The sequence below is a fragment of the Noviluteimonas gilva genome, assembly GCF_009740395.1.
Taxonomy (GTDB): domain Bacteria; phylum Pseudomonadota; class Gammaproteobacteria; order Xanthomonadales; family Xanthomonadaceae; genus Noviluteimonas; species Noviluteimonas gilva.
On the sequence record NZ_WOXT01000001.1, the window covers coordinates 1064379 to 1082351 of the forward strand.

Below are 17973 nucleotides of genomic sequence, written 5' to 3' on the forward strand. Positions count from 1 at the left end.
CGCATTCGCCCTAGGCGTCGTCATCGGCATTCCCCTCGGCGGCGCAATCACGATCTACGCGCTGTGGAAGAACGGAATCATCAGTTGGGACGACCGTTGACTCCGGCAGGCGACTGCACTTGCGACACAGGCCAGTGCTGGCGCTGTCAGGAGCGGATCGACCCGCCGCAACTAATCAAGAAGGCATCAGAAATGACACCCGACAAGCGCGCCACGCTGCTGAAGGCTTGCATCTTCATCGGCGCGTGCCTGCTGCTCGTTGGGGGCTACATCACGCAAGAGATCTGGCTTAGCGCGGTAATCGGGAGTTAGGTATGCGCATTCTTCTGCTCGCCCTTCTGGCTTTCGTAACGGGGTGCAGCGGATGCGTAAGTCTACCGAAGGAGCCTGACCCGCATTCCTTCGCGCTGCGCCTGGAGTTCGAAAACGGGCTGTGTAGCGCAACCGCAATCGGCCCCGACGAGATCATCTCAGCAGCCCATTGCTTCCGCGATGGCGGCCGACTGAACAAGATTGGCAGCCAGGCGGCACGCGGCTACACGGTGACGCCTGCTGGCGAGGATGTGGTGCGGGTGAAGTTCGCCGCTGGCGTGCATTTCGTGGCGTGGGCCAAGAAGTTTGGCAAGGCGGTACAGGCTGATCGCGTCCGCTGGTACGGCAATCCATTGGGTGCCGAGGACATGCTGCGCGAAGGCTACGTCTCCGGCGTCGTGGATGGCATGGTCGTGATCGCTGCGGCCACATGCGTAGGCGATAGCGGCTCGGGCATCTTCAACCAGCGCGGTGAGCTGATCGCGATTGTGAGCAGGATTCCGACGCCCAAGTGCAGCGTGTTCGTGCTGGCGGTGCCGGTATGATCCTGCGCGCCTCGCTGTACCTCAACGCAATCCTGTTGCTCGCCTGCTTACTGCTTGGTGGCCTGTGGAAGTACGAGGTTCACCGCAAAGAGTTGGTGATCGCCAAGTACGCCAAGGCGCAGGTAGAGGCCCAGGCCCGCGCCCGTGACGCCGAGATCCGCAACGTGCAGAACATCGCACGCATTGCCGACATCTACGAGAGAGACAAGAGGGCAGCCGATGAAGCGCAACGCAAGCTGGTTGCTGATCTGCGCGCTGGCACTGTCCGGCTGCAAAAGCGTTGGGCCGGTTGTGTGTCCGAGGCTGGCGCCACCGCCGCCGAGCGTGATGCAGCCGCCCGAGACCGAGAAGAAAGTGTCGCGCGAGTTCTTCGTGCAGCCCGAGACGCCGATTCGCAGATAAGGGCTTTGCAGGACGTGGTCCGCGCGGATCGCGGGCAGTGATTGGGGAGTCACCATGAGTGTTATTGCTGCGCTGTCCGCTTTGCGTTATGCACTGGACCACCCGGATTGTTGTGCGCTCACTCCGCCCAACGGGCGAGAAACCGACAGAGCAACTCGCGCGGAGATTGACGGCTACTGGCGGCGAATTGCAGCTGATGCCAACGACCAAATCCGCGCCCTCCAAGAGATTGTGAGGAAGGACCGCACGCCATGATGATGCAACAGTTCCAGCGCCCGATGCAGCAGTGGGGCATGGGCTACAGCTATTCGCCCGAGAACATCGATCCGGGCGGCATGGGTCGTCCTCGTGGCCCGATGCCTCCGCACATGCGCACGGGTGGCGGTATGCAGCCGATGCAGCGTCCGATGCAGACGGGTGGCGGCTCGCCCATGCAGGCGTTCAACCCGATGCAAACCGGCGGCCCCGGCCAGATGCAGCAGTTCAATCCTATGCGCACGGGCGGGATTGGCCAGATGTTCAACATGCAGCGACCCATGCAGACAGGCGGGCCGATGCCTCCGATGCAGCAGCACCAGTGGCAGACGGGCGGGGGCAATCCGCTGGCGCGCATGTTCTATGGGGCGCAGCGCTAGGCCATGAGTGGGCCGGACTACGCAGACTGGTCGCACGCCGACCTGCTGCGCCTTCGGAACTCGCTCGCGGCCAACGATCCGATGCAGGCCGTGCTGGCGCCATACGAACACGCGGCATTCGCCCGCGAGTGGACGCAAGAGAATCCGATGGTCGCAGTCCCTGCGCTGTCGGTGGCGATCCCCGGCTACTCGCTGGCGAAGAAGTTCGGGCTGGTCAAGGCGCGGACGCCAGGCACCTTGTCCGAGATGGCGCAGTCGTTCGGCGGGATGCGCAACGGGCTGGCGGCATTCATGCAGGCGAAGAGATGAAGCCGATAAAGCTAACCCTTCGGTATGACTGGCACCGCCGTTGCTGGTGGCGTCTCCTCGGTATTTACGCAGACGGCCCAATCTGGGGGCTTGTTGAGCAATGAGCGGCAAAGGACACGCACCGCGCCCATTCGCGGTAGACCAAGACACGTTCGCGGACAACTGGACGCGGACATTCGGAGCCAAGGCGGAAGCCAGCTCAAATAAAGTAGAGGCCGCAAATGGCAACGGATGCGAACCTGACCCGCAAGGGCAGGGGCAGGCCGAAGGGTTCGCCGAACAAGCTGGGTAAGGCCGCCAAGGACGTGATCGCGGAGGCTGCTGCGGAATTGGGCGGCGCTGAGCGCTTGATTGCATGGGCCAAGCTTGATCCGCTGAACGAACGCGCATTTTGGGCAACGATCTACCCGAAGCTGCTCCCGTTGACGGTGAGCGGCGACCCCGAGAACCCGCTGGGGTTCCAAGTCGTTGAGCGTCGCATCGTCAAGCCCGACTGATGCGGACATTGCAGATCGACACTGCTGCGGTCTTCGAACCGCTGCTGGCGCCTGCGCGCTACAAGGCGGCCCACGGTGGCCGAGGGTCGGGCAAGTCCCACTTCTTCGCGGGCAAGCTGATTGAGGACGCGCTGGCGGAGCCTGGCGACCACGGCGAGGGCTTGCGTAGTGTCTGCATCCGCGAGGTGCAGAAGGATCTGGCGCAGTCCTCCAAGGCGCTGATCGAAGCCAAGCTGCGGGACTTCAACCTTGGCGAGAAGGACGGCTTCAAGGTTTACCGCGATGTGATCCAGACACCCGGCGACGGGCTGGTGATCTTCAAGGGCATGCAGGACTACACCGCCGAGAGCATCAAGTCGCTGGAGGCGTTCAAGCGGGCGTGGTGGGAGGAGGCGCAATCGGCCACGGCCCATTCGCTCTCGCTGCTGCGACCGACGATTCGCGCGCCGGGTTCGGAGCTGTGGTTTAGCTGGAACGCACGGCGCAAGACTGATCCCGTTGACATGCTGTTCCGGGGCGAGGAGAAGCCAACGGGCTGCGTCGTCGTCCAAGCGAATTGGCGCGACAACCCGTGGTTCACCCCGGAGCTGGAGCAGGAGCGGCTGGACTGCCTGCGAATGCAGCCGGACCAGTACGACCACATCTGGGAAGGCGGCTACATCACGGTCGCTGAGGGCGCGTACTTTGCGCGTCAGTTGGCCGAGTGTAAGGCGCAGGGGCGGGTGGGTTCGCTCTCACGCGATCCGCTGATGACCACGCGCGCCTATTGGGACATTGGCGGCACGGGTGCGAAGGCCGACGCCTGCGCTATCTGGATCGTGCAGTTCGTGGGCGAGCAGGTGCGCGTCCTCGACTACTACGAGGCGGTCGGCCAGGAGTTGGCCGCACACGTCAACTGGCTACGCGCCAAGGGCTACGAGAAGGCGCAATGCGTCCTCCCGCACGACGGCGTGCAGCACGACAAGGTGTATCGCGTCACCTACGAGAGCGCGCTGCGGCAAGCAGGCTTCGACGTGCGCTCCGTGCCGAACATGGGCGCGGGTGCTGCGACGACGCGCATTGAGTCGGTGCGCAGGCTGTTTCCTGCGATCTGGTTCAACGCACAGACGACCGAGGCGGGGCGCGATGCGCTCGGCTGGTACCACGAGAAACGCGACGAGGCCCGTGGCATCGGGCTTGGGCCTGACCACGATTGGTCGAGCCATGCCGCCGACGCCTTCGGGCTGATGGCGGTGGACAAGGCCCAGCAACCGACTGCGCACCAAGCCCCGCTCAACTATCGAAGGATCATCCGCTGATGTTGGACTGCCTGATTGCAATAGCGCCGATGCTGGAAGAGATGGCGCACGCCGAGCATTTGCACAAGCGGCTGAAAGAAGCTCACGAAGCGGGCGATCACGGCATGTACGCGGCCATCCTCAAGGTTGAGCGTGAGCGCGAAGACCACAAGAAGGCGCTGGTCGTCGCGCGTGCTAGCGCGCCTGTCGTCAATGTCACGGTGCGGAACTACTACTGATGACCGACTACGGCACGGAAGCCAAACGCGAGCCCATCGACGAGGCCGAACTGGAGCGCATGTCGCGCGAGTTCATCCGCTCGTCCTTGGGCGGCCTCGACTCCGAGATCGGCGCTGTCCGTGAGCGCAACATCCGCGCCTACAACGGTGCGGCCGAGGGCGACTTTGCACCGCCGGACATTCTCGACCGCTCGACGTTCGTGTCTACGGACGTGGCCGACACGGTTGATGGCATGTTGCCGCAGATTATCGACGTGTTCGTCTCAGACGAGAAGGCAGTCGAGGCCAAGCCGAAGAAGGGCGGGCCGGAAGCGCTGGCTGTCGCACGCACGGTCACGGGGTACCTGAACCACCTGTTCTACGACCAGAACGAAGGCCTGAACATCCTGTACGACTGGTTCCAGGATGCGGGCTTGCAGAAGGTCGGCTTCGCCAAGGCGTGGGCCGAGGAAGAAAAGGAAGACGCGCGCCAGGAGTACGAGCAGCAGACGCCGGACCAGTTGGCGATGCTGTTGCAGGACGGCGTGGAGCTGGAGGCCGAGCCGGAGATCGACGAGAACGGCTTGCTGTCGTTCACCGTCATTGACCGCTCGCAGTCGGTCAAGATTCGCGCCGATTGCATCCCGTCCAACGAGATGCGCGTTGGCCCCACGTCGAAGTGGGGTGCTGATCCCATCGCCATCGGTGAGGTGCGGCAGAAGCCGCGCTTTGAGCTGGAGGAGATGGGCTACGACTTGGAGAACGTGGGCGGCGAAGGTGTCACGCTCAACGCCGAGTCGGATGCGCTGCTGGGTGATGGCTTCGGTGAGGCTGAGAACGAGCTGCACGACAGCCACAAGCTGTACGAGTACGCGGAGCTGTACTTCAAGCTGGACGTGGACGGCGACGGTGTTGCCGAGTGGGTGCAGCTGTGCCTGATCAACGGCACGCTGATGACCCACGAGAAGGTGGACGACCACCCGTACGCGTTCTTCAGCTTCATGCCGCTGGCCCATGCGTTCTACGGCAACTGTCCGGCGGATCGCGCCTACGGCATCCAGAAAGAGAATACGAACCTCGGTCGTCTGATGCTGGACAACCTGGCGTTCGCGGTGAACGGCCGGAACTACGTCAACACCAATGCCAACGTCAATATCGACGACCTCTTGGACAACCGTCCGGGCGGCTTGGTGCGCGGGCAGGGCGAGAACGGCGTGACGCCGATCCCGACGCAACAGATCCCGCAGTCTGCGTGGCAGATGCAGGAGTGGTTGAACGTCAAGCTGGAGAACCGCACCGGCTTCACCCGCTACTCGCAGGGCATGGACGCCGATTCGCTCAACAAGACGGCGACGGGCGTGCAGATCATCACCGGCAAGTCGGAGATGCGCCTGAAGCTGATGACGCGCTTTGCGGCGCTGGGCGTGAAGACGCTGTTCCGCAAGATGCTGAAGCTGGCTGTTGCACATCAGTCGGCCGAACAGTGGTTTGAGGTCAACGGTGAGTACGTCGCGGTGCGCCCGAACGAGTGGCGCGACCAATTCAACATCAAGATCAACGTGGGCTTGGGTCACGGCACGCGACAGGAAAAGATGCAGGCGGTCGGCGCCATGATCCCGCTGCAACAGATGGGTATGCAGGTCGGTGTCGTGCGTCCCGAACACATCGCAAACACGATCCGCTTGGGCGCCGAGGTCAACGAGTTCAAGAATCCCGAGCAGTTCTGCGACGAGCAGGCGCAGGGCTTGCCGAACCCCGAGCAGTTCGCGCAGATGCAGCAGCAGATGCAGGAATTGCAGCAGGAGAACGTGCAGCTCAAGGGTGACTCGCAGCTCAAGCAGGCCGAGTTGGGCCTGAAGCATCGCGAGATCGACCTGAAGGAACAGGAGTTGGGCCTCAAGGCCGTACAGGGCGAGCAGGAGTTGGCGCTCAAGTCACGTGACGCCGAGCGTGCCGACCACGAAACCAGCGTCAAGAGCGCCGAGACGCAACACAAGATGCAGCAGACCGACGACGAAGGCGAGCGCATCGCCGCGCTGGAGCAGCAGATGGCGCAAGTCGTTGGCCTGTTGCAGCAACTAGCCCCCCCGCAAGGCCAGGATGGCGCTCAGGGCATGGATGCCCCTCAGGAGCCGATGGCATGACCCGCGAAGCCGAAATCCGCCGCGCCCAACGCGCGCAGGAAGTGCTGAACAACGACGTGTTCGTCGAGGCGTGGGACATGATCGAAGCCGAGATCTACCGCCAGTGGCGCGAGAGCCGGAACGCAGGCGACCGCGAGCAGTTGCATCAGTTGCTGGGCCTGCACGGGAAGATCAAGGCGGCGCTGGAGGCGGTGATGCGCTCAGGCGACATCACGAAGGCGCAGTTGCAGCGCGATCAGACGCGCGCTGAGTCGCAGGTTGCGTACTTGGCGGGCCGATGAGCGGCGCTTGTGACACGCAAATCCGCCCATAGAATTGACGCATGAGCGACTGGATGATTGTTGTAGGCATCATTTCTCTGTCGGCAGTTGGCGCCCTCTACATGGTTGCCTGCTGCCTTGGTGTCGGCTTCAGCTTTCGCAGGAAAGACCCGCTCGACGTGATCGTGGTCAATGACGCTGGCCGCTTCGCTGGACACGTTTCCACGAAGCCAAGGCTGGTCAAATAAAATTATGCGCCGGTAGTGAAATGGCATCACGCGGGGCTCATAACCCCGAGTTGCGGGTTCGACTCCCGCCTGCGCTACCAACAGGCCCTGAGACAGTGGCTGCGGTGCAAGGCCGCCGGTTTGTCCACGATACGTGACTCCACATTACAGACCCCGCCAAGCGCGGGGTTTTTCATTTCCGCCTAGCGGGAATCCCGAGGCAATGGAGCCTCGGCGTATGACAAGGATGTTCCCATGCATGTGGTAGGTGACGGCCCCGAGGGCCAGCCGACCGAAGGTGTTGTGACGCTCGACGATATTGCTGACGCGATGGAGCCGAGCGAAGCCGCACCGGAAGAGTCGGAAGAGGAAGAGGACTCCGGCGAATCCGAAGAGGTTGAAGCCGAAGAAGAAGAGGCCGCAGAGACCGAAGAGGAAGAGGGCGAGGAACCCACTTTCACCATCAAGCACGATGGCAAGGAAGTGACCCTCAAGCAGTCCGAATTGGTCGAAATGGCCCAAAAGGGCTTCGACTACAGCACCAAGACGATGGCGCTGGCGAAGGAACGCGACGAGGCACAAGCCCATCGCGCCCGCGCCGACGAGCTGCGCACGCAGAACGAGCAGTACAGCGAGCAGCAGATCGACCGCTTGACCGCGATTGCGCACTTCGCGCAGGCGCAGGTTGGCGAGCCGCCCAACATCGCGCTGGCCCAGCAAGACGCCGCGCGCTACCTCGCAGAGAAACACCTGTACGACCAGCGACAGGGCCAGTTGCAGCAGGCATTGCAGGCCGTTGAACACCTCAAGTCGGAATCGCAGCGGCAACGCCAAGCGTGGATCGACTCGACTGCCAACGAGACCGAAGAAGCGCTGCGGAACACCCTTCCCGGCTGGAACGAAACGATGCTGGAGGAGTACGCGAAGTACCTCGGCGGCTACGGGCTCAACCCGCGCACCGCTGACGTGGCCTTCGTGCAGAAAGGGCTGTGGGAATTGGCGCACAAGGCCAAGCAGTTCGACGCGATCCAGGCGAAGAAGGCCGAGATCAAGCCGACGCCCAAGGCCGTCACGAAGGTGGCGAAACCCTCCGCACAAAACCAACCCGGGAAGGTCGCAGAGCGCATGAAGCGCGAAGCCGCCTTCAACAAGAACCCAAGCCTCGACTCGCTCGCCGAGTTCCTGCGCTAAACAAGGAAGTTCACAATGCCTACCAATATGCTCCAGACCTATACGGTCATCGGCATGAAGGAAGAGGTTGACGACAAGATCTATCGCGTCAGCCCCGAAGAAACCCCGTTCGTTTCCATGATCGGCCGCCGCTCGGTCGATTCGGTCACGCCCGAATGGCTGCGCGAATCGCTGCGCACCCCGGCCGCGAATGCCAAGGTCGAAGGTCTTGACGCGACCTACGCCGCGCAGACGCAGCCCGAACGCCTCAGCAACAAGTGCCAGATCATCAGCGACACGCTGTCGGTCACCGGCACCGCTGATCGTGTGGCGAAGTACGGCCGCGACAAGGAAACGGCTCGCCTCAAGGCGAAGAAGATGGTCGAGCTGAAGAAGGACATTGAGTGGGCGTCCCTCGACAACGGCGCGTTCGTTGCCGGTGACGCTTCGACCGCTCGCCAGATGCGTGGCCTGTACGGCTGGGTCGCCACCAACAACGAGCTGGGCGTCGCTGGTTCCCCGGCTGCCCCGGTCATCGCGACCAACACCGCGCCGGTCGCGGGTACGCTGCGTGCGCTGACGGAAGCGGTCTTCAAGTCGCTGATCCTGAAGGTGTACAACAGCGGCGGCAAGGCCGAAGTGTTCATGGTCAAGCCGACCCACAAGCAGATCGTGTCTGCCTTCACCGGCAACGTGACGCGCTTCAACGACGTGTCGAGCAAGGCGGTCCGCTTGCAGACCTCGTTCTCGGTCTACGGCCACGACTTCGGCGAGACCAAGATCGTGCCGAACCGCGTGATGGGCCAGGGCACGACCGTCACCAACGCGGGCCTTGCCAACACCGGCTACCTGATCGACCCCGAGCAGATCGAGCTGGGCGTGCTGCGTCCGTTCCAGTCGCAGCAGCTGGCGAAGGTGGGCGACGCCGAGAACCACCTGATCCTCACGGAATGCACGCTGATCGTGAAGGAAGAAAAGGCGCTCGGCGCGTACCGCGACATCACCGCCACGGGCGCGTAAGCAACACAACTGCGGCAACTCAGGGGCGTCCTTCGGGGCGCCCCTTTTCTTTTGGAGAGGCGAATGGCTGGCCGGATCGAATACGACGAGTGGGGCCGGATGGTCATTGTCCACGAGACGAGCGTGGAGGCCGAGAAGGCCGTCATCGAACATTGCAAGACCATGCAGAACGAGCGCGCCTTCGGCTCGTCTGAAATGCGCTATCTCGGCGAAGTGACGCCCTTCATGTTGCAGCAGTACTGCGACAAGAACGGCGTGAAGTGGGACGAGGCGATGCGGAACCCGGAGCATTTTCGCCGGATTCTCAATGACCCCGAAAATTCCTATGCGCGTGTGTGGAAGGGGCGCGTCTGATGCAGTTCGCCTCCTACACCGCCTTCCGCAACAGCCTGCTTTGGCTGATCGAAGGCGACGAACTCGCCACGACCTTCAGCCACAACACGGCTGACCTGATTATCGGGCTGGGCGAGGACCGTGTGTATTCCGGCGACCGCCTGACCCCCGGCCTGCGTGCGTCGTCGATGGTGTCGGACCTGTCCGTCGCCGTGGCGAGCAATGCAGCCGCACTGCCTGCGGACCTGCTTGAGCTGAAGGAAGTGTTCTTCAGTGGCGAGCCGCCGCTAGAGGTCATTCCGCTGGACCGCCTGCGTGCGCTTGAGGCTGACGGTAGCTCCACGGGCGCACAGGCGCGTGTATGCGCGCAGGACGGCGACACGCTGCGCTTCTGGCCCGTTGCCTCCGGCACGGCGCTGGGCAGCTACTACGCGAAGCCTGCGACGTTCGTTGACCTCCCCGACGTGGATTGGGGCGACGCCACGACGCTTGCCCGCTATCCCGCTCTCTTCATCTACGCCGCCCTGTTTGAAGCCGCGCTGTTCCTCGGCATGGTCGAGAAGGGTGCTGCGTGGGAGACGCGCTATCGGCAGTTGGCTGACGGCGCGAACCATGCCGAAGCGATGCGCGTCTATGGCGGTAGCCCGCTGCGGATGCGCGCACGATGAAGTGGGTGCCGTTTTCCTTCGGTGGCGGCGCCAACCGCGATGACGTGACGCCGTGGAGTCCGGAAAACTGGATCAACTACATGGCGGTCCGTGCCGAGCGCACGGGTGCCTTGTCGCCGGTCATGGCGAAGCAATGCCCTGGCGCCTCGGTGTTCACGGTCTTGCAGGCCGACAACCCGATTCGCGGGATGCACAACGCCGAAGGCTTGGGCCTGATCGTCTGCGGGCAGACGCTTTACACGATTGCCGTCAATGGCGAAGTCACCGCACGCGGCACGATTCCGGGCGTCAACCGGGTGTCCATCTCGCACAACCAGATCACGGGTGGCAACGAGGTTGCCATCGCCAACGGTCTGTCCGGCTATATCTACAACACCAAGACGCAGACGCTGACGCAGATCACCGACGACGGGTTCAGCGGCGCGAAGGTCTTCGACTTCATCGACGGCTACATGATGGGCGTCGAGTCCGGTGGGCGCTTCTGGTTCTGGTCGGACCTTGCGTCGGCTGGCTCGTACAACACCATCGACCGCGCCGAAGCCGAAGCGCAACCAGACCGCATCGTCACTGGCCGCTCCTCGCACCGCGAGTGGGTCGTGTTCGGCGAGCGATCGACGGAGTTCTACCGCAACACGGGCGCGGCAACGGGCACGTTCCAGCGCGTTGACGGTACGGAGCTGGAAATCGGCTGCCCGTCCACGTTCGGCGTCGCGAAACTCGACAACACCCTCTACTTCGTCGGCAACGATGGCTCCGGCTATCGCCTCGACGGCTACACGCCGGTTCGCATCACCACGCACGGCATTGAGCAGGCGTGGAGTCGGTGCAGCTTGGCCGACTGCTACAGCTTCACGTTCGAAGACCAAGGCCACAAGGTCTGGTACGTCACCTTCACCGATGGCCAGACGTGGGGCTACGACGTTGCCACGGGTGAGTGGCACCAGCGTGTGTCCGAAGGCATCGACTTCTGGCGCATGTCGGACATGATGCGCTGGAACACGGGCTGGATCGCGGGCGACTACGCGAACGGCGCGCTGTACTTCCTCGACTGGAACCTCTGCACCGAAGGCGACGACGAGCTGATCCGCGAGATCACGCTCCCGCCCATGCACAACGCGGGCAACCGCTTCGGCGTGCCTGCGGTCATGTTTCAGTTCGACTCGGGCAAGAACAGCGCATCCTTCCCGCCGCCGCGCGTGTGGCTGGCTGCCCTGCGCATCACAGGCGACCTGCCCAACGGCGTCTCCGGGCAGGAAGTCATCTACGCCTACCAATCCTCCGGCGGCGTGTATCCGCATTCCTTCTCCATCGTCTCTGGCGCGCTTCCTGCGGGCCTGAGCATGGACAGCAGCGGCGTGGTCTCCGGCACGCGCACGACGCCTGGCGAATACAACTGGACCGTCCGCGTCACCGACAATCGCGGCGACACGGCCGACCTTGCGGACAACTCCGTCACCGCTGCGGGTCTGTCGCTTACGGGTGACGTGCCGGACGGCACCATCGGCACGGTCATCTCGACGCAATACACGGCCTCCGGTGGCGTTGGCCCGTACACCTACGCCATCCAGAGCGGCACGCTGCCTGCGGGCACGTCCATGAGTTCTGGCGGCCTCGTGACGGGTACGTACACCACGGCCTCGTCGAACTCGTGGACCGTGCGCGCGACCGATAGCGCGGCGCAGACCGTGGATCTTGCCGACACGGCAGACGTAGGCGGCCTGATCATCAATTGGGAAGCCAAGAGCCCCGTCGCGACGCTTGCCATGTACTCGTCGCACATCGACGGCGACACCATCGCGATTGGTCACGACAACAACCGCGTGTCGTACTCGACGGATCGCGGCGATACGTGGACGATCAACCACGCGGCGCACTCGTCCACTGCCGACATCACCGGCATCGTCAAGTTCCTTGGCGATTGGTACGTCTTCGGCTCGTGGAGCGGCGTGGGCCGCATGGCGAAAGGCACGCTTGGCGCATTCGTCCCGCAGACGATCACGTGGGAGCCTGGCCGCCTCGGCCAGTCCGCCTTCGTCATCGGTGGCGCCCTGTATGTCGCGGAGCATCGCGGCACCTCGGGCAACCTCAAGCTGCGCAAGTCGCTGGACGGCACGTCATTCGCAGCCATCGACACGGGCATCGCGCCAAGCGCGAACAACGTCAGCATTTGCTCGCACGCCGAGACCTCGGATGGTTGGCACCTGTTTGGCACGACCAACGGGAAGTTGCTGCGCACCAACGACTTCAGCACGTTCACCAGCATTTCGATGGGCCTTACCAGCTCCATCTCGGTGGCGGCGCTCGGCACGACCGTGCTGGTGGGCGGCTTGGTTGGCTCTGTTCAACACGTCGCACGCTCGACCAACAGCGGTTCCTCGTTCGCAACGCCGTATTCGGGCGGGAACAAGGTGCTGGCGAACGGCTACCACTTCATCGCGGGGCTTGGCTCCGGGGTCAACACCTCGCCGGATGGCACCAGCGGCTCGTGGACGAATCAGCTCACCACGCTGAACCTCGGCAACGGCGTCTATGCGGGCGGCGCGAACGGCTACGCCACGGGCGACCTCGCGTGCTTCGGCACCTCCACAACGTATGTCTACGTGGGTGACGTTTCGTGAACCAGATCGAAGTGTCGGTTAGCAAGAATGGCGGCCACACCTTCAGCGATCCGCGCCTTGTTGCAGCGGGTGAGACGGGCGAGTTCGTCAAGCGCCTGATTCTGCGTCGCTGGGGCATCGGACACCACATCGTGTTTAAGATTCGGGTGACGGGCGACTTCCGCGCCAACCTGATGGCTGCCTACATGCAGACGGAGCCTGCGGGTCAGTGAAGCCCATCCAGCTTGTCGCCTCCGGCTGGGACGTTGGCCCGCTGCAAGGGCAGTTGGACGCGCATCCCGAGCTGTGGGACGAGCATCGCCAGCGCACGACGATCTACGAAGGTCCGCATGGTGACGTGTCGGACGTGTGGTGCCGCTACAACGACTTCGGCAACTTCACGGGCGACATGGCGGCGTTCAACGAGCCGCACGCAAGCGTGTGGTATCCGAGCATCACGAAGATCCCCGCCGCGTGGTCACTCGCGCGCAAGGTGCAGCGCTTCGCCAAGGCTGAAAAGCTGGGCGGCGTGCTTCTCACGCGGATTCGTCCGGGCGGCCAGGTGAAGCCGCACATCGACTCGGGCTGGCACGCCTCGCATTACCGCAAGTTCTGCGTGTCGATCAAGGCCGACCACAACCAAGCCTTCTGCTTCGACGATTGCGAGCTGCGCACCGTGGACGGTGACGTGTTTGAGTTCCGCAACGATGTGACGCATTGGGTACCGAATCAGTCGGCCCGTGAGCGGATTTCGTTAATCGTTTGCGTTCGGTGACTTGAAAACCACGAACGGCACGCGGTCGTCAGGAAGCTCAAAAAGCGCCCCGTCGCTCATGCGGATTACGTAGTCGCGTGTGCCAGTTCCACAGGCGACTTGGATCGTCCAGAACTCGCCGGACTTCTTGGCAACAAAGTCGGGTTCAGACATTGCGGTTCCCCGTGAAAGCCATGCTGGCAAAAGTGTACCTGAGGGCGGTTTAGCGAATGTCAAGTGTTGATTTCATCGTGCTGGGCCTTCCGCGCTCAGGCACGACATGGCTCGCAAACTGGCTGACCACCGACCGCACGCTCTGCCTGCACGACCCGTTCGCCAAGCAGCTTCCCGAGCATTGGGAAGGCGGCACGAAGCGTCTCGGGATCAGCTGCACGGGCGCCTACCTCATGCCGAAGTGGCTGGAGCAGTTCGACTGCCCCGTCGCGATCATCGAACGCGATGCGGACGAGTGCGACAAGTGCCTCAAGAAGCTGGGGCTTCCCAGCACGAACGGCATCCGTGGCGCGTTTGCGAAGGCCAAGGGCAAGCGCTGGACATTCGCTGACCTCTGGAACGAGGACAAGGCGAAAGAGATTTGGTCGCACCTGTTGCCGGGGATTCCCTTCGACAGTGCGCGCTACCGCTTGCTGCGTGAGATGCGAATTGAACCGCGCGACTACGGGATGGACCCGGTAGTCGTACATGAACTGATGGAACGCGGCTGGCTTCAGCCGGAATAAGGGAGAGGCAAGGATGCCTTGGGGCGTAATTGCAGGTGCCGTCATCGGCGCGGTCGGCTCAAACATGGCCGCAAAAAAGGGTGCGGATGCGTCGAGCGACGCCACGTACATGAACATTTGGTACCAGCAGCAGCGCGATGCGCAGAACCGCGCGGACAACCTGCCGTTCATGCAGTCTGCTTATGGCGCGCTGGGTCGTCAGAACGACTTCCTCAACGGCGACTACTCGGGCTTTATGAACTCGCCCGATTACAAGTTTCGCTTCGATCAGGGGATGCAGGGCCTGGATCGCAGTGCGGCTGCGCGTGGTGGCCTGTACTCGGGCGGTCACACGGCCGACACGATCCAATACGGGCAAGGCATGGCCGCGCAGGGCATGAACGACTATTGGGCCAAGCTCGCGGGGCAGGCGGGGCAGGGCTATCAAGCCGTCGCCAACGTCGGCCAGATGGGGCAGCAAGGCGCCAACGCTGTTGGCAACGCGATCATGCAGAACGGTGCGAATCGCGCTTCGTCCTACGCACAGCAGGGCCAGAACTGGCAGCAGACCGCTGGTGCGCTCGGTAACGCCTTCACCTACTGGAACAGCAACCGGGGCTCCTAATGGGCATTTACGACATGGCGATGGACGGCCTGCGCATCGCTGATGCGGGCCGCGAGCGCAAGAAGCAGAAGACGCTGGCGCTGCTGCTGTCGCAGGCGTACCAGAACCCTGATCAGCGCGAGTCTGCGCTGGGCGAGGCGATGGCGATTGACCCGCAGCAGGCAATGGCCGCGCGGCAGCAGTTCAGCGGCATGGACGACGACCGCAGGAAGCAAATCGTCCAGCACGCGCAGATTTTCGCCTCCATGCCTGACGAGATGAAGGTGCAGGCGTATCCGCAACTTGCGGCCGAAGTGCGCAAGATCACCGGCATTCCGGTGCCGGATCAGTACGACCCGAAATTCCTGCCGATGATTCAGCAGATGGCGGGTGGCAAGGAGGCCGAGCAGTTCACGCTGGCGCCTGGCTCCGCGCGTTACGACGCCTCGGGCCGCCAGATCGTGTCGCAGCCCTTCGCGCCGGTCAATTCGCAGCTTGCGAACGTGCCCACAGGCGATGGCGGCTCGCAGCAGATGCTGTTCAACCCGCGCTCGGCGGAGTTCTCGCAGCCAAACTACGGTGGCGGCACTCCGCGCAATCCGCAGGAAGTGCAGGCAGCCATCCAGCAGCTTGCTGGTCGATTCGGCGGGCAGATTTCCAGCATGGTCCGGACGCCGGAACACAACCGCGAGGTTGGCGGCGTTCCGAACAGCCAGCACATTCGCGGCACTGCGGGCGATGTGGTCATCGGCGACCCCGCGATGCGTCGCTCGTACATGGAAGCAGCGAAGGGCATGGGCTTCTCCGTCATTGACGAAGGCGACCACTTGCACACGCAGCTCCCGCGTGGCGCACAGATCGCGCAGCAGGGTCCGCTGGGCTACACGCCTCCGAAGTCGGAGACGCAGCAGCCCTCAGCGATGATGGAAAAGCTGCAACTCGCGCAGCAGATGGGCGCGACGCCGGATCAGCTCAGGAATATGGTCATTGGCGACACAGGCGGCGGCAAGCCGTCGGCCACGATGTTGAAGCAGGCGAACACCGCCAAGCTGAAGCTGATCGACTTGAATGCCATCGAACACCAGCTCTCGCTCGTGGAAAACGCGTTCCAACCGCTGGAAAACTCCTTCTCGGCTACGCCCTATGTCGGCAAGTATCTGCCGACCGAGGACGGCAAGCGATTCGATGCGGCGGTCTCGCTGTTGCAAGGCATGGTGCGCAAGCTCACGCGCACGCCTGGCGAAGGCGCCATGTCCGACTACGAGACGCAGCTCGCACAGCTCGCCAACCCGAGCCGCAGTGAGTACGAGTCGGTAACGAAGGACCAATTGGCGCAGTTGAAAGCGCTCGTCAAGGCAACGCGCGACGGTTACCAAGCGGTCCTTGAGGACAACGGCGGCAGCTCCGCGAACATCCAGCCGCGAGAGACGAACACGCAAGACTCCTCCATCGACGCCCTTCTGGACAAATACAAGTAATGGCGACCGTCGAGCAGTTGGAAGCCGCGCTTCGCAAGGCCGACGCGGCGGGCAATGTGGATGATGCGCGCCAGTTGGCAAGCGCGATTCGTTCCATGCGAACGGCAGCGCCCGCTGCTGCGCCTGCGAAGCCGGACTTCGGCGGGGTGAAAGGCTCGGTCAACGTCGCAGCGACCGACCCGAACGCCTTCCGCGTGTTGCAGGAGTCGGACCCGAACGCCAGCGCCAACTACGAGAAGTGGCGTACCGAATCGTCCGCGCGCGACTACGCACAGATGCCGTGGTATCAGCAGGCCGCCATCGGTCTTGGCGAGCCCGTGGACCGCGCCATCCGTGGCATCGGCGGTCTGGTGCAAGGCGACACTCCGCAAATGCGCGAGATGGAATCCAAGGCGCGCGAGTTCAACGATGCGACCGTGAAGTCTACGGCCGCAGGCAATACGGGCCGGTTCGCTGGTGACGTTGCGCTGACCGCTGGGCCGATGGGTAAGGGCATCAAGGGCGCGATGGCGGTTGGCGCGCTCTACGGTGGCTTGCAGCCTGTTGCTGAAGACGAAAGCCGACTGACGAACGCCGGGATTGGCGCTGGCGCTGCTTGGATCGGCGGCAAAGCGGGCAATGCGCTCTCTGGCTGGGGCGAGCGTGCCGCAAAGGCGATTCCGCAAGAGACGCGCAGGCTGTACGAGCTGGCGAAGTCGCACGGCATCACGCTGACCCCGGCGCAACTTTCCGACTCCAAGGCGCTGAAGTTCATTCAGTCGCAGTTGGAGCGTATGCCAATCATCGGTGGCTCCAAGAAGACCGAACAACAGATCGCGCAGTTCAACCGCGAGCTTGCCAAGACGATTGGCGAGGACGCGGACGTGGTGACGCCCGAGGTCTATGCGGCGGCCAAGAAGCGCATGGGCCGCGAGTTCGAAGACCTGACGGGGCGGAATAGCCTCGACGTGTCTCCGGACCTCCTGCGGCGCCTGGAGGCCATCCGCAGCGAAGCCGCCCTTGCTGGCGACGACGCGCAGAAGGCCGTTGGGAACGCGCTGGATTCGATCTACGCGCGGCTGGGGACAGGAGTGGAGGGCGGCGCACAGGACGGCACCACGTCCGCGCTCATGGGCGGGATGCCCGGTCGCGCCTATCAGGCGTTGGACTCGCAGCTCGGCCAAGTCACCAAGCTGGGCACGCCTGCCTCGCACTTCGTCGGCCAGATTCGCTCTGCGATGCGCGGCGCGATGGATGATTCGATCACGCCTGCCGACTCCGCTGCGTGGAAGACCCTGCGACAGCAGTACGGCAACCGCAAGACGCTGCGGGATCTCGTGGCGAAGGGTGATGGTGGGCCGATCTCCCCGGCTTCGCTGATGGGCCGCGTCAACGCGAACAATGCAGGCAAGGAGGCGATGGCTTCCGGTGGCCGTGGCGAGCTGGGCGAGTTGGCCCGTATCGGTCAGCGCATCAAAGAGCCGCCGTCCTCAGGCACGGCCGAACGGCTCTCCCCGGTCCTGCTGGGTGCCGCTGGTGCCACCAATCTCCCGCTGACCCTCGCAGCCCTGTTGGGCGGCAGCGCGGTCAAGAAGGGCTTGGACAGCGACTTCCTCGCTCGTCTGCTGCTCGCTGAAGGGCGCGGGGAGGCGCGCAAGGCGCTGGCTCCCATCGTCCGTGCTGGCGGCGTCGCTGCGACCCCTGCGGCTACCGAGACGAAGCGAAAGGACACGCGCAAACGTAAATGAGCCATCGAAGGGTTTAAGCCCCTCGTGATAGCGCCTGCGTAGGTCCGCCAGGAAGGCGGCCACCCCAATGGCGAGGC

General features: G+C 63.5%; 22 protein-coding genes and 1 tRNA gene. 22 read left to right on the forward strand and 1 reads right to left on the reverse strand.

The features are described 5' to 3' along the window. The first annotated feature begins 314 nt into the window (after nucleotides 1–314). The 18 genes from GN331_RS05060 (at nucleotide 315) to GN331_RS05145 (ending at nucleotide 13389) form a co-directional block, all read left to right on the forward strand. A complete protein-coding gene (locus GN331_RS05060; protein ID WP_156640759.1) occupies nucleotides 315–857 on the forward strand; it encodes a S1 family peptidase in 543 nt (180 codons plus the stop codon). Further along, nucleotides 854–1300 (forward strand): hypothetical protein, encoded by a 447-nt coding sequence (locus GN331_RS05065; protein ID WP_156640760.1) that lies wholly within the window; start codon nucleotides 854–856, stop codon nucleotides 1298–1300. Before GN331_RS05060 ends, GN331_RS05065 begins: the two co-directional genes overlap by 4 nt. A gap of 210 nt (nucleotides 1301–1510) precedes the next feature. Then, a complete protein-coding gene (locus tag GN331_RS05070) occupies nucleotides 1511–1894 on the forward strand; it encodes a hypothetical protein (RefSeq protein ID WP_156640761.1) in 384 nt (127 codons plus the stop codon). Nucleotides 1895–1897: 3 nt separating this feature from the next. After that, nucleotides 1898–2203, forward strand: a complete 306-nt coding sequence (locus tag GN331_RS05075) for a hypothetical protein (RefSeq protein ID WP_156640762.1) — start codon at nucleotides 1898–1900, stop codon at nucleotides 2201–2203. A 221-nt stretch (nucleotides 2204–2424) separates the two neighbouring features. Further along, the gene (locus tag GN331_RS05080) at nucleotides 2425–2700 is read left to right on the forward strand and encodes a hypothetical protein (RefSeq protein WP_156640763.1); all 276 of its coding nucleotides are present in this window, start codon (nucleotides 2425–2427) and stop codon (nucleotides 2698–2700) included. Beyond that, nucleotides 2700–3998, forward strand: coding sequence for a PBSX family phage terminase large subunit (locus GN331_RS05085; RefSeq protein ID WP_156640764.1), 1299 nt, complete (start codon nucleotides 2700–2702; stop codon nucleotides 3996–3998). The genes GN331_RS05080 and GN331_RS05085 overlap by 1 nt, the downstream gene beginning before the upstream one ends. Beyond that, nucleotides 3998–4216: a hypothetical protein gene (locus GN331_RS05090; RefSeq protein ID WP_156640765.1), complete on the forward strand. Its 219-nt coding sequence runs from the start codon at nucleotides 3998–4000 to the stop codon at nucleotides 4214–4216. Before GN331_RS05085 ends, GN331_RS05090 begins: the two co-directional genes overlap by 1 nt. Further along, complete coding sequence (locus tag GN331_RS05095; protein ID WP_156640766.1) at nucleotides 4216–6339, forward strand: portal protein; 2124 nt, start codon at nucleotides 4216–4218, stop codon at nucleotides 6337–6339. The genes GN331_RS05090 and GN331_RS05095 overlap by 1 nt, the downstream gene beginning before the upstream one ends. Further along, entirely contained in the window at nucleotides 6336–6620 is a 285-nt protein-coding gene (locus tag GN331_RS05100; RefSeq protein WP_156640767.1) for a hypothetical protein, read from the forward strand. The genes GN331_RS05095 and GN331_RS05100 overlap by 4 nt, the downstream gene beginning before the upstream one ends. A 41-nt stretch (nucleotides 6621–6661) precedes the next feature. Next, the gene (locus tag GN331_RS05105) at nucleotides 6662–6847 is read left to right on the forward strand and encodes a hypothetical protein (protein WP_156640768.1); all 186 of its coding nucleotides are present in this window, start codon (nucleotides 6662–6664) and stop codon (nucleotides 6845–6847) included. Nucleotides 6848–6852: 5 nt separating this feature from the next. Then, nucleotides 6853–6927 (forward strand) — tRNA-Met (locus tag GN331_RS05110). Between the two features lie 154 nt (nucleotides 6928–7081). Beyond that, a complete protein-coding gene (locus GN331_RS05115) occupies nucleotides 7082–8017 on the forward strand; it encodes a hypothetical protein (protein WP_156640769.1) in 936 nt (311 codons plus the stop codon). A gap of 15 nt (nucleotides 8018–8032) precedes the next feature. Next, entirely contained in the window at nucleotides 8033–9016 is a 984-nt protein-coding gene (locus tag GN331_RS05120; protein WP_156640770.1) for an SU10 major capsid protein, read from the forward strand. A gap of 63 nt (nucleotides 9017–9079) precedes the next feature. After that, nucleotides 9080–9370 (forward strand): hypothetical protein, encoded by a 291-nt coding sequence (locus GN331_RS05125; protein ID WP_156640771.1) that lies wholly within the window; start codon nucleotides 9080–9082, stop codon nucleotides 9368–9370. Further along, a complete protein-coding gene (locus tag GN331_RS05130) occupies nucleotides 9370–10017 on the forward strand; it encodes a phage adaptor protein (protein WP_156640772.1) in 648 nt (215 codons plus the stop codon). The genes GN331_RS05125 and GN331_RS05130 overlap by 1 nt, the downstream gene beginning before the upstream one ends. Then, nucleotides 10014–12635 carry a putative Ig domain-containing protein gene (locus GN331_RS05135; RefSeq protein WP_156640773.1) on the forward strand — a complete coding sequence of 874 codons (2622 nt, stop codon included), beginning with the start codon at nucleotides 10014–10016 and terminating at the stop codon, nucleotides 12633–12635. Before GN331_RS05130 ends, GN331_RS05135 begins: the two co-directional genes overlap by 4 nt. Beyond that, nucleotides 12632–12847: a hypothetical protein gene (locus GN331_RS05140; RefSeq protein WP_156640774.1), complete on the forward strand. Its 216-nt coding sequence runs from the start codon at nucleotides 12632–12634 to the stop codon at nucleotides 12845–12847. Before GN331_RS05135 ends, GN331_RS05140 begins: the two co-directional genes overlap by 4 nt. Next, nucleotides 12844–13389 carry an aspartyl/asparaginyl beta-hydroxylase domain-containing protein gene (locus GN331_RS05145; protein WP_156640775.1) on the forward strand — a complete coding sequence of 182 codons (546 nt, stop codon included), beginning with the start codon at nucleotides 12844–12846 and terminating at the stop codon, nucleotides 13387–13389. Before GN331_RS05140 ends, GN331_RS05145 begins: the two co-directional genes overlap by 4 nt. Here GN331_RS05145 and GN331_RS05150 read toward each other — a convergent pair. After that, nucleotides 13369–13542, reverse strand: coding sequence for a hypothetical protein (locus tag GN331_RS05150; RefSeq protein ID WP_156640776.1), 174 nt, complete (start codon nucleotides 13540–13542; stop codon nucleotides 13369–13371). The genes GN331_RS05145 and GN331_RS05150 overlap by 21 nt on opposite strands. A gap of 77 nt (nucleotides 13543–13619) precedes the next feature. Here GN331_RS05150 and GN331_RS05155 point away from each other — a divergent pair, with 77 nt between their 5' ends. From GN331_RS05155 to GN331_RS05170, 4 genes are all read left to right on the forward strand, one after another. Next, a complete protein-coding gene (locus GN331_RS05155; RefSeq protein WP_156640777.1) occupies nucleotides 13620–14108 on the forward strand; it encodes a hypothetical protein in 489 nt (162 codons plus the stop codon). A 64-nt stretch (nucleotides 14109–14172) separates the two neighbouring features. Continuing rightward, the gene (locus tag GN331_RS05160) at nucleotides 14173–14712 is read left to right on the forward strand and encodes a hypothetical protein (RefSeq protein WP_156640778.1); all 540 of its coding nucleotides are present in this window, start codon (nucleotides 14173–14175) and stop codon (nucleotides 14710–14712) included. Continuing rightward, nucleotides 14712–16169, forward strand: a complete 1458-nt coding sequence (locus GN331_RS05165; protein ID WP_156640779.1) for a D-Ala-D-Ala carboxypeptidase family metallohydrolase — start codon at nucleotides 14712–14714, stop codon at nucleotides 16167–16169. Before GN331_RS05160 ends, GN331_RS05165 begins: the two co-directional genes overlap by 1 nt. Beyond that, on the forward strand, nucleotides 16169–17896 hold the full coding sequence (locus tag GN331_RS05170) for a hypothetical protein (protein WP_156640780.1): 1728 nt from the start codon (nucleotides 16169–16171) through the stop codon (nucleotides 17894–17896). Before GN331_RS05165 ends, GN331_RS05170 begins: the two co-directional genes overlap by 1 nt. Nucleotides 17897–17973: the final 77 nt, after the last annotated feature.

Bases quoted from the DNA above. Each gene is read 5' to 3' on its own strand.
- GN331_RS05060 (WP_156640759.1), top strand. From the start codon at position 315: ATGCGCATTCTTCTGCTCGCCCTTCTGGCTTTCGTAACGGGGTGCAGC.
- GN331_RS05065 (WP_156640760.1), top strand. From the start codon at position 854: ATGATCCTGCGCGCCTCGCTGTACCTCAACGCAATCCTGTTGCTCGCC.
- GN331_RS05070 (WP_156640761.1), top strand. From the start codon at position 1,511: ATGATGATGCAACAGTTCCAGCGCCCGATGCAGCAGTGGGGCATGGGC.
- GN331_RS05075 (WP_156640762.1), top strand. From the start codon at position 1,898: ATGAGTGGGCCGGACTACGCAGACTGGTCGCACGCCGACCTGCTGCGC.
- GN331_RS05080 (WP_156640763.1), top strand. From the start codon at position 2,425: ATGGCAACGGATGCGAACCTGACCCGCAAGGGCAGGGGCAGGCCGAAG.
- GN331_RS05085 (WP_156640764.1), top strand. From the start codon at position 2,700: ATGCGGACATTGCAGATCGACACTGCTGCGGTCTTCGAACCGCTGCTG.
- GN331_RS05090 (WP_156640765.1), top strand. From the start codon at position 3,998: ATGTTGGACTGCCTGATTGCAATAGCGCCGATGCTGGAAGAGATGGCG.
- GN331_RS05095 (WP_156640766.1), top strand. From the start codon at position 4,216: ATGACCGACTACGGCACGGAAGCCAAACGCGAGCCCATCGACGAGGCC.
- GN331_RS05100 (WP_156640767.1), top strand. From the start codon at position 6,336: ATGACCCGCGAAGCCGAAATCCGCCGCGCCCAACGCGCGCAGGAAGTG.
- GN331_RS05105 (WP_156640768.1), top strand. From the start codon at position 6,662: ATGAGCGACTGGATGATTGTTGTAGGCATCATTTCTCTGTCGGCAGTT.
- GN331_RS05115 (WP_156640769.1), top strand. From the start codon at position 7,082: ATGCATGTGGTAGGTGACGGCCCCGAGGGCCAGCCGACCGAAGGTGTT.
- GN331_RS05120 (WP_156640770.1), top strand. From the start codon at position 8,033: ATGCCTACCAATATGCTCCAGACCTATACGGTCATCGGCATGAAGGAA.
- GN331_RS05125 (WP_156640771.1), top strand. From the start codon at position 9,080: ATGGCTGGCCGGATCGAATACGACGAGTGGGGCCGGATGGTCATTGTC.
- GN331_RS05130 (WP_156640772.1), top strand. From the start codon at position 9,370: ATGCAGTTCGCCTCCTACACCGCCTTCCGCAACAGCCTGCTTTGGCTG.
- GN331_RS05135 (WP_156640773.1), top strand. From the start codon at position 10,014: ATGAAGTGGGTGCCGTTTTCCTTCGGTGGCGGCGCCAACCGCGATGAC.
- GN331_RS05150 (WP_156640776.1), bottom strand. From the start codon at position 13,542: ATGTCTGAACCCGACTTTGTTGCCAAGAAGTCCGGCGAGTTCTGGACG.
- GN331_RS05160 (WP_156640778.1), top strand. From the start codon at position 14,173: ATGGCCGCAAAAAAGGGTGCGGATGCGTCGAGCGACGCCACGTACATG.
- GN331_RS05165 (WP_156640779.1), top strand. From the start codon at position 14,712: ATGGGCATTTACGACATGGCGATGGACGGCCTGCGCATCGCTGATGCG.
- GN331_RS05170 (WP_156640780.1), top strand. From the start codon at position 16,169: ATGGCGACCGTCGAGCAGTTGGAAGCCGCGCTTCGCAAGGCCGACGCG.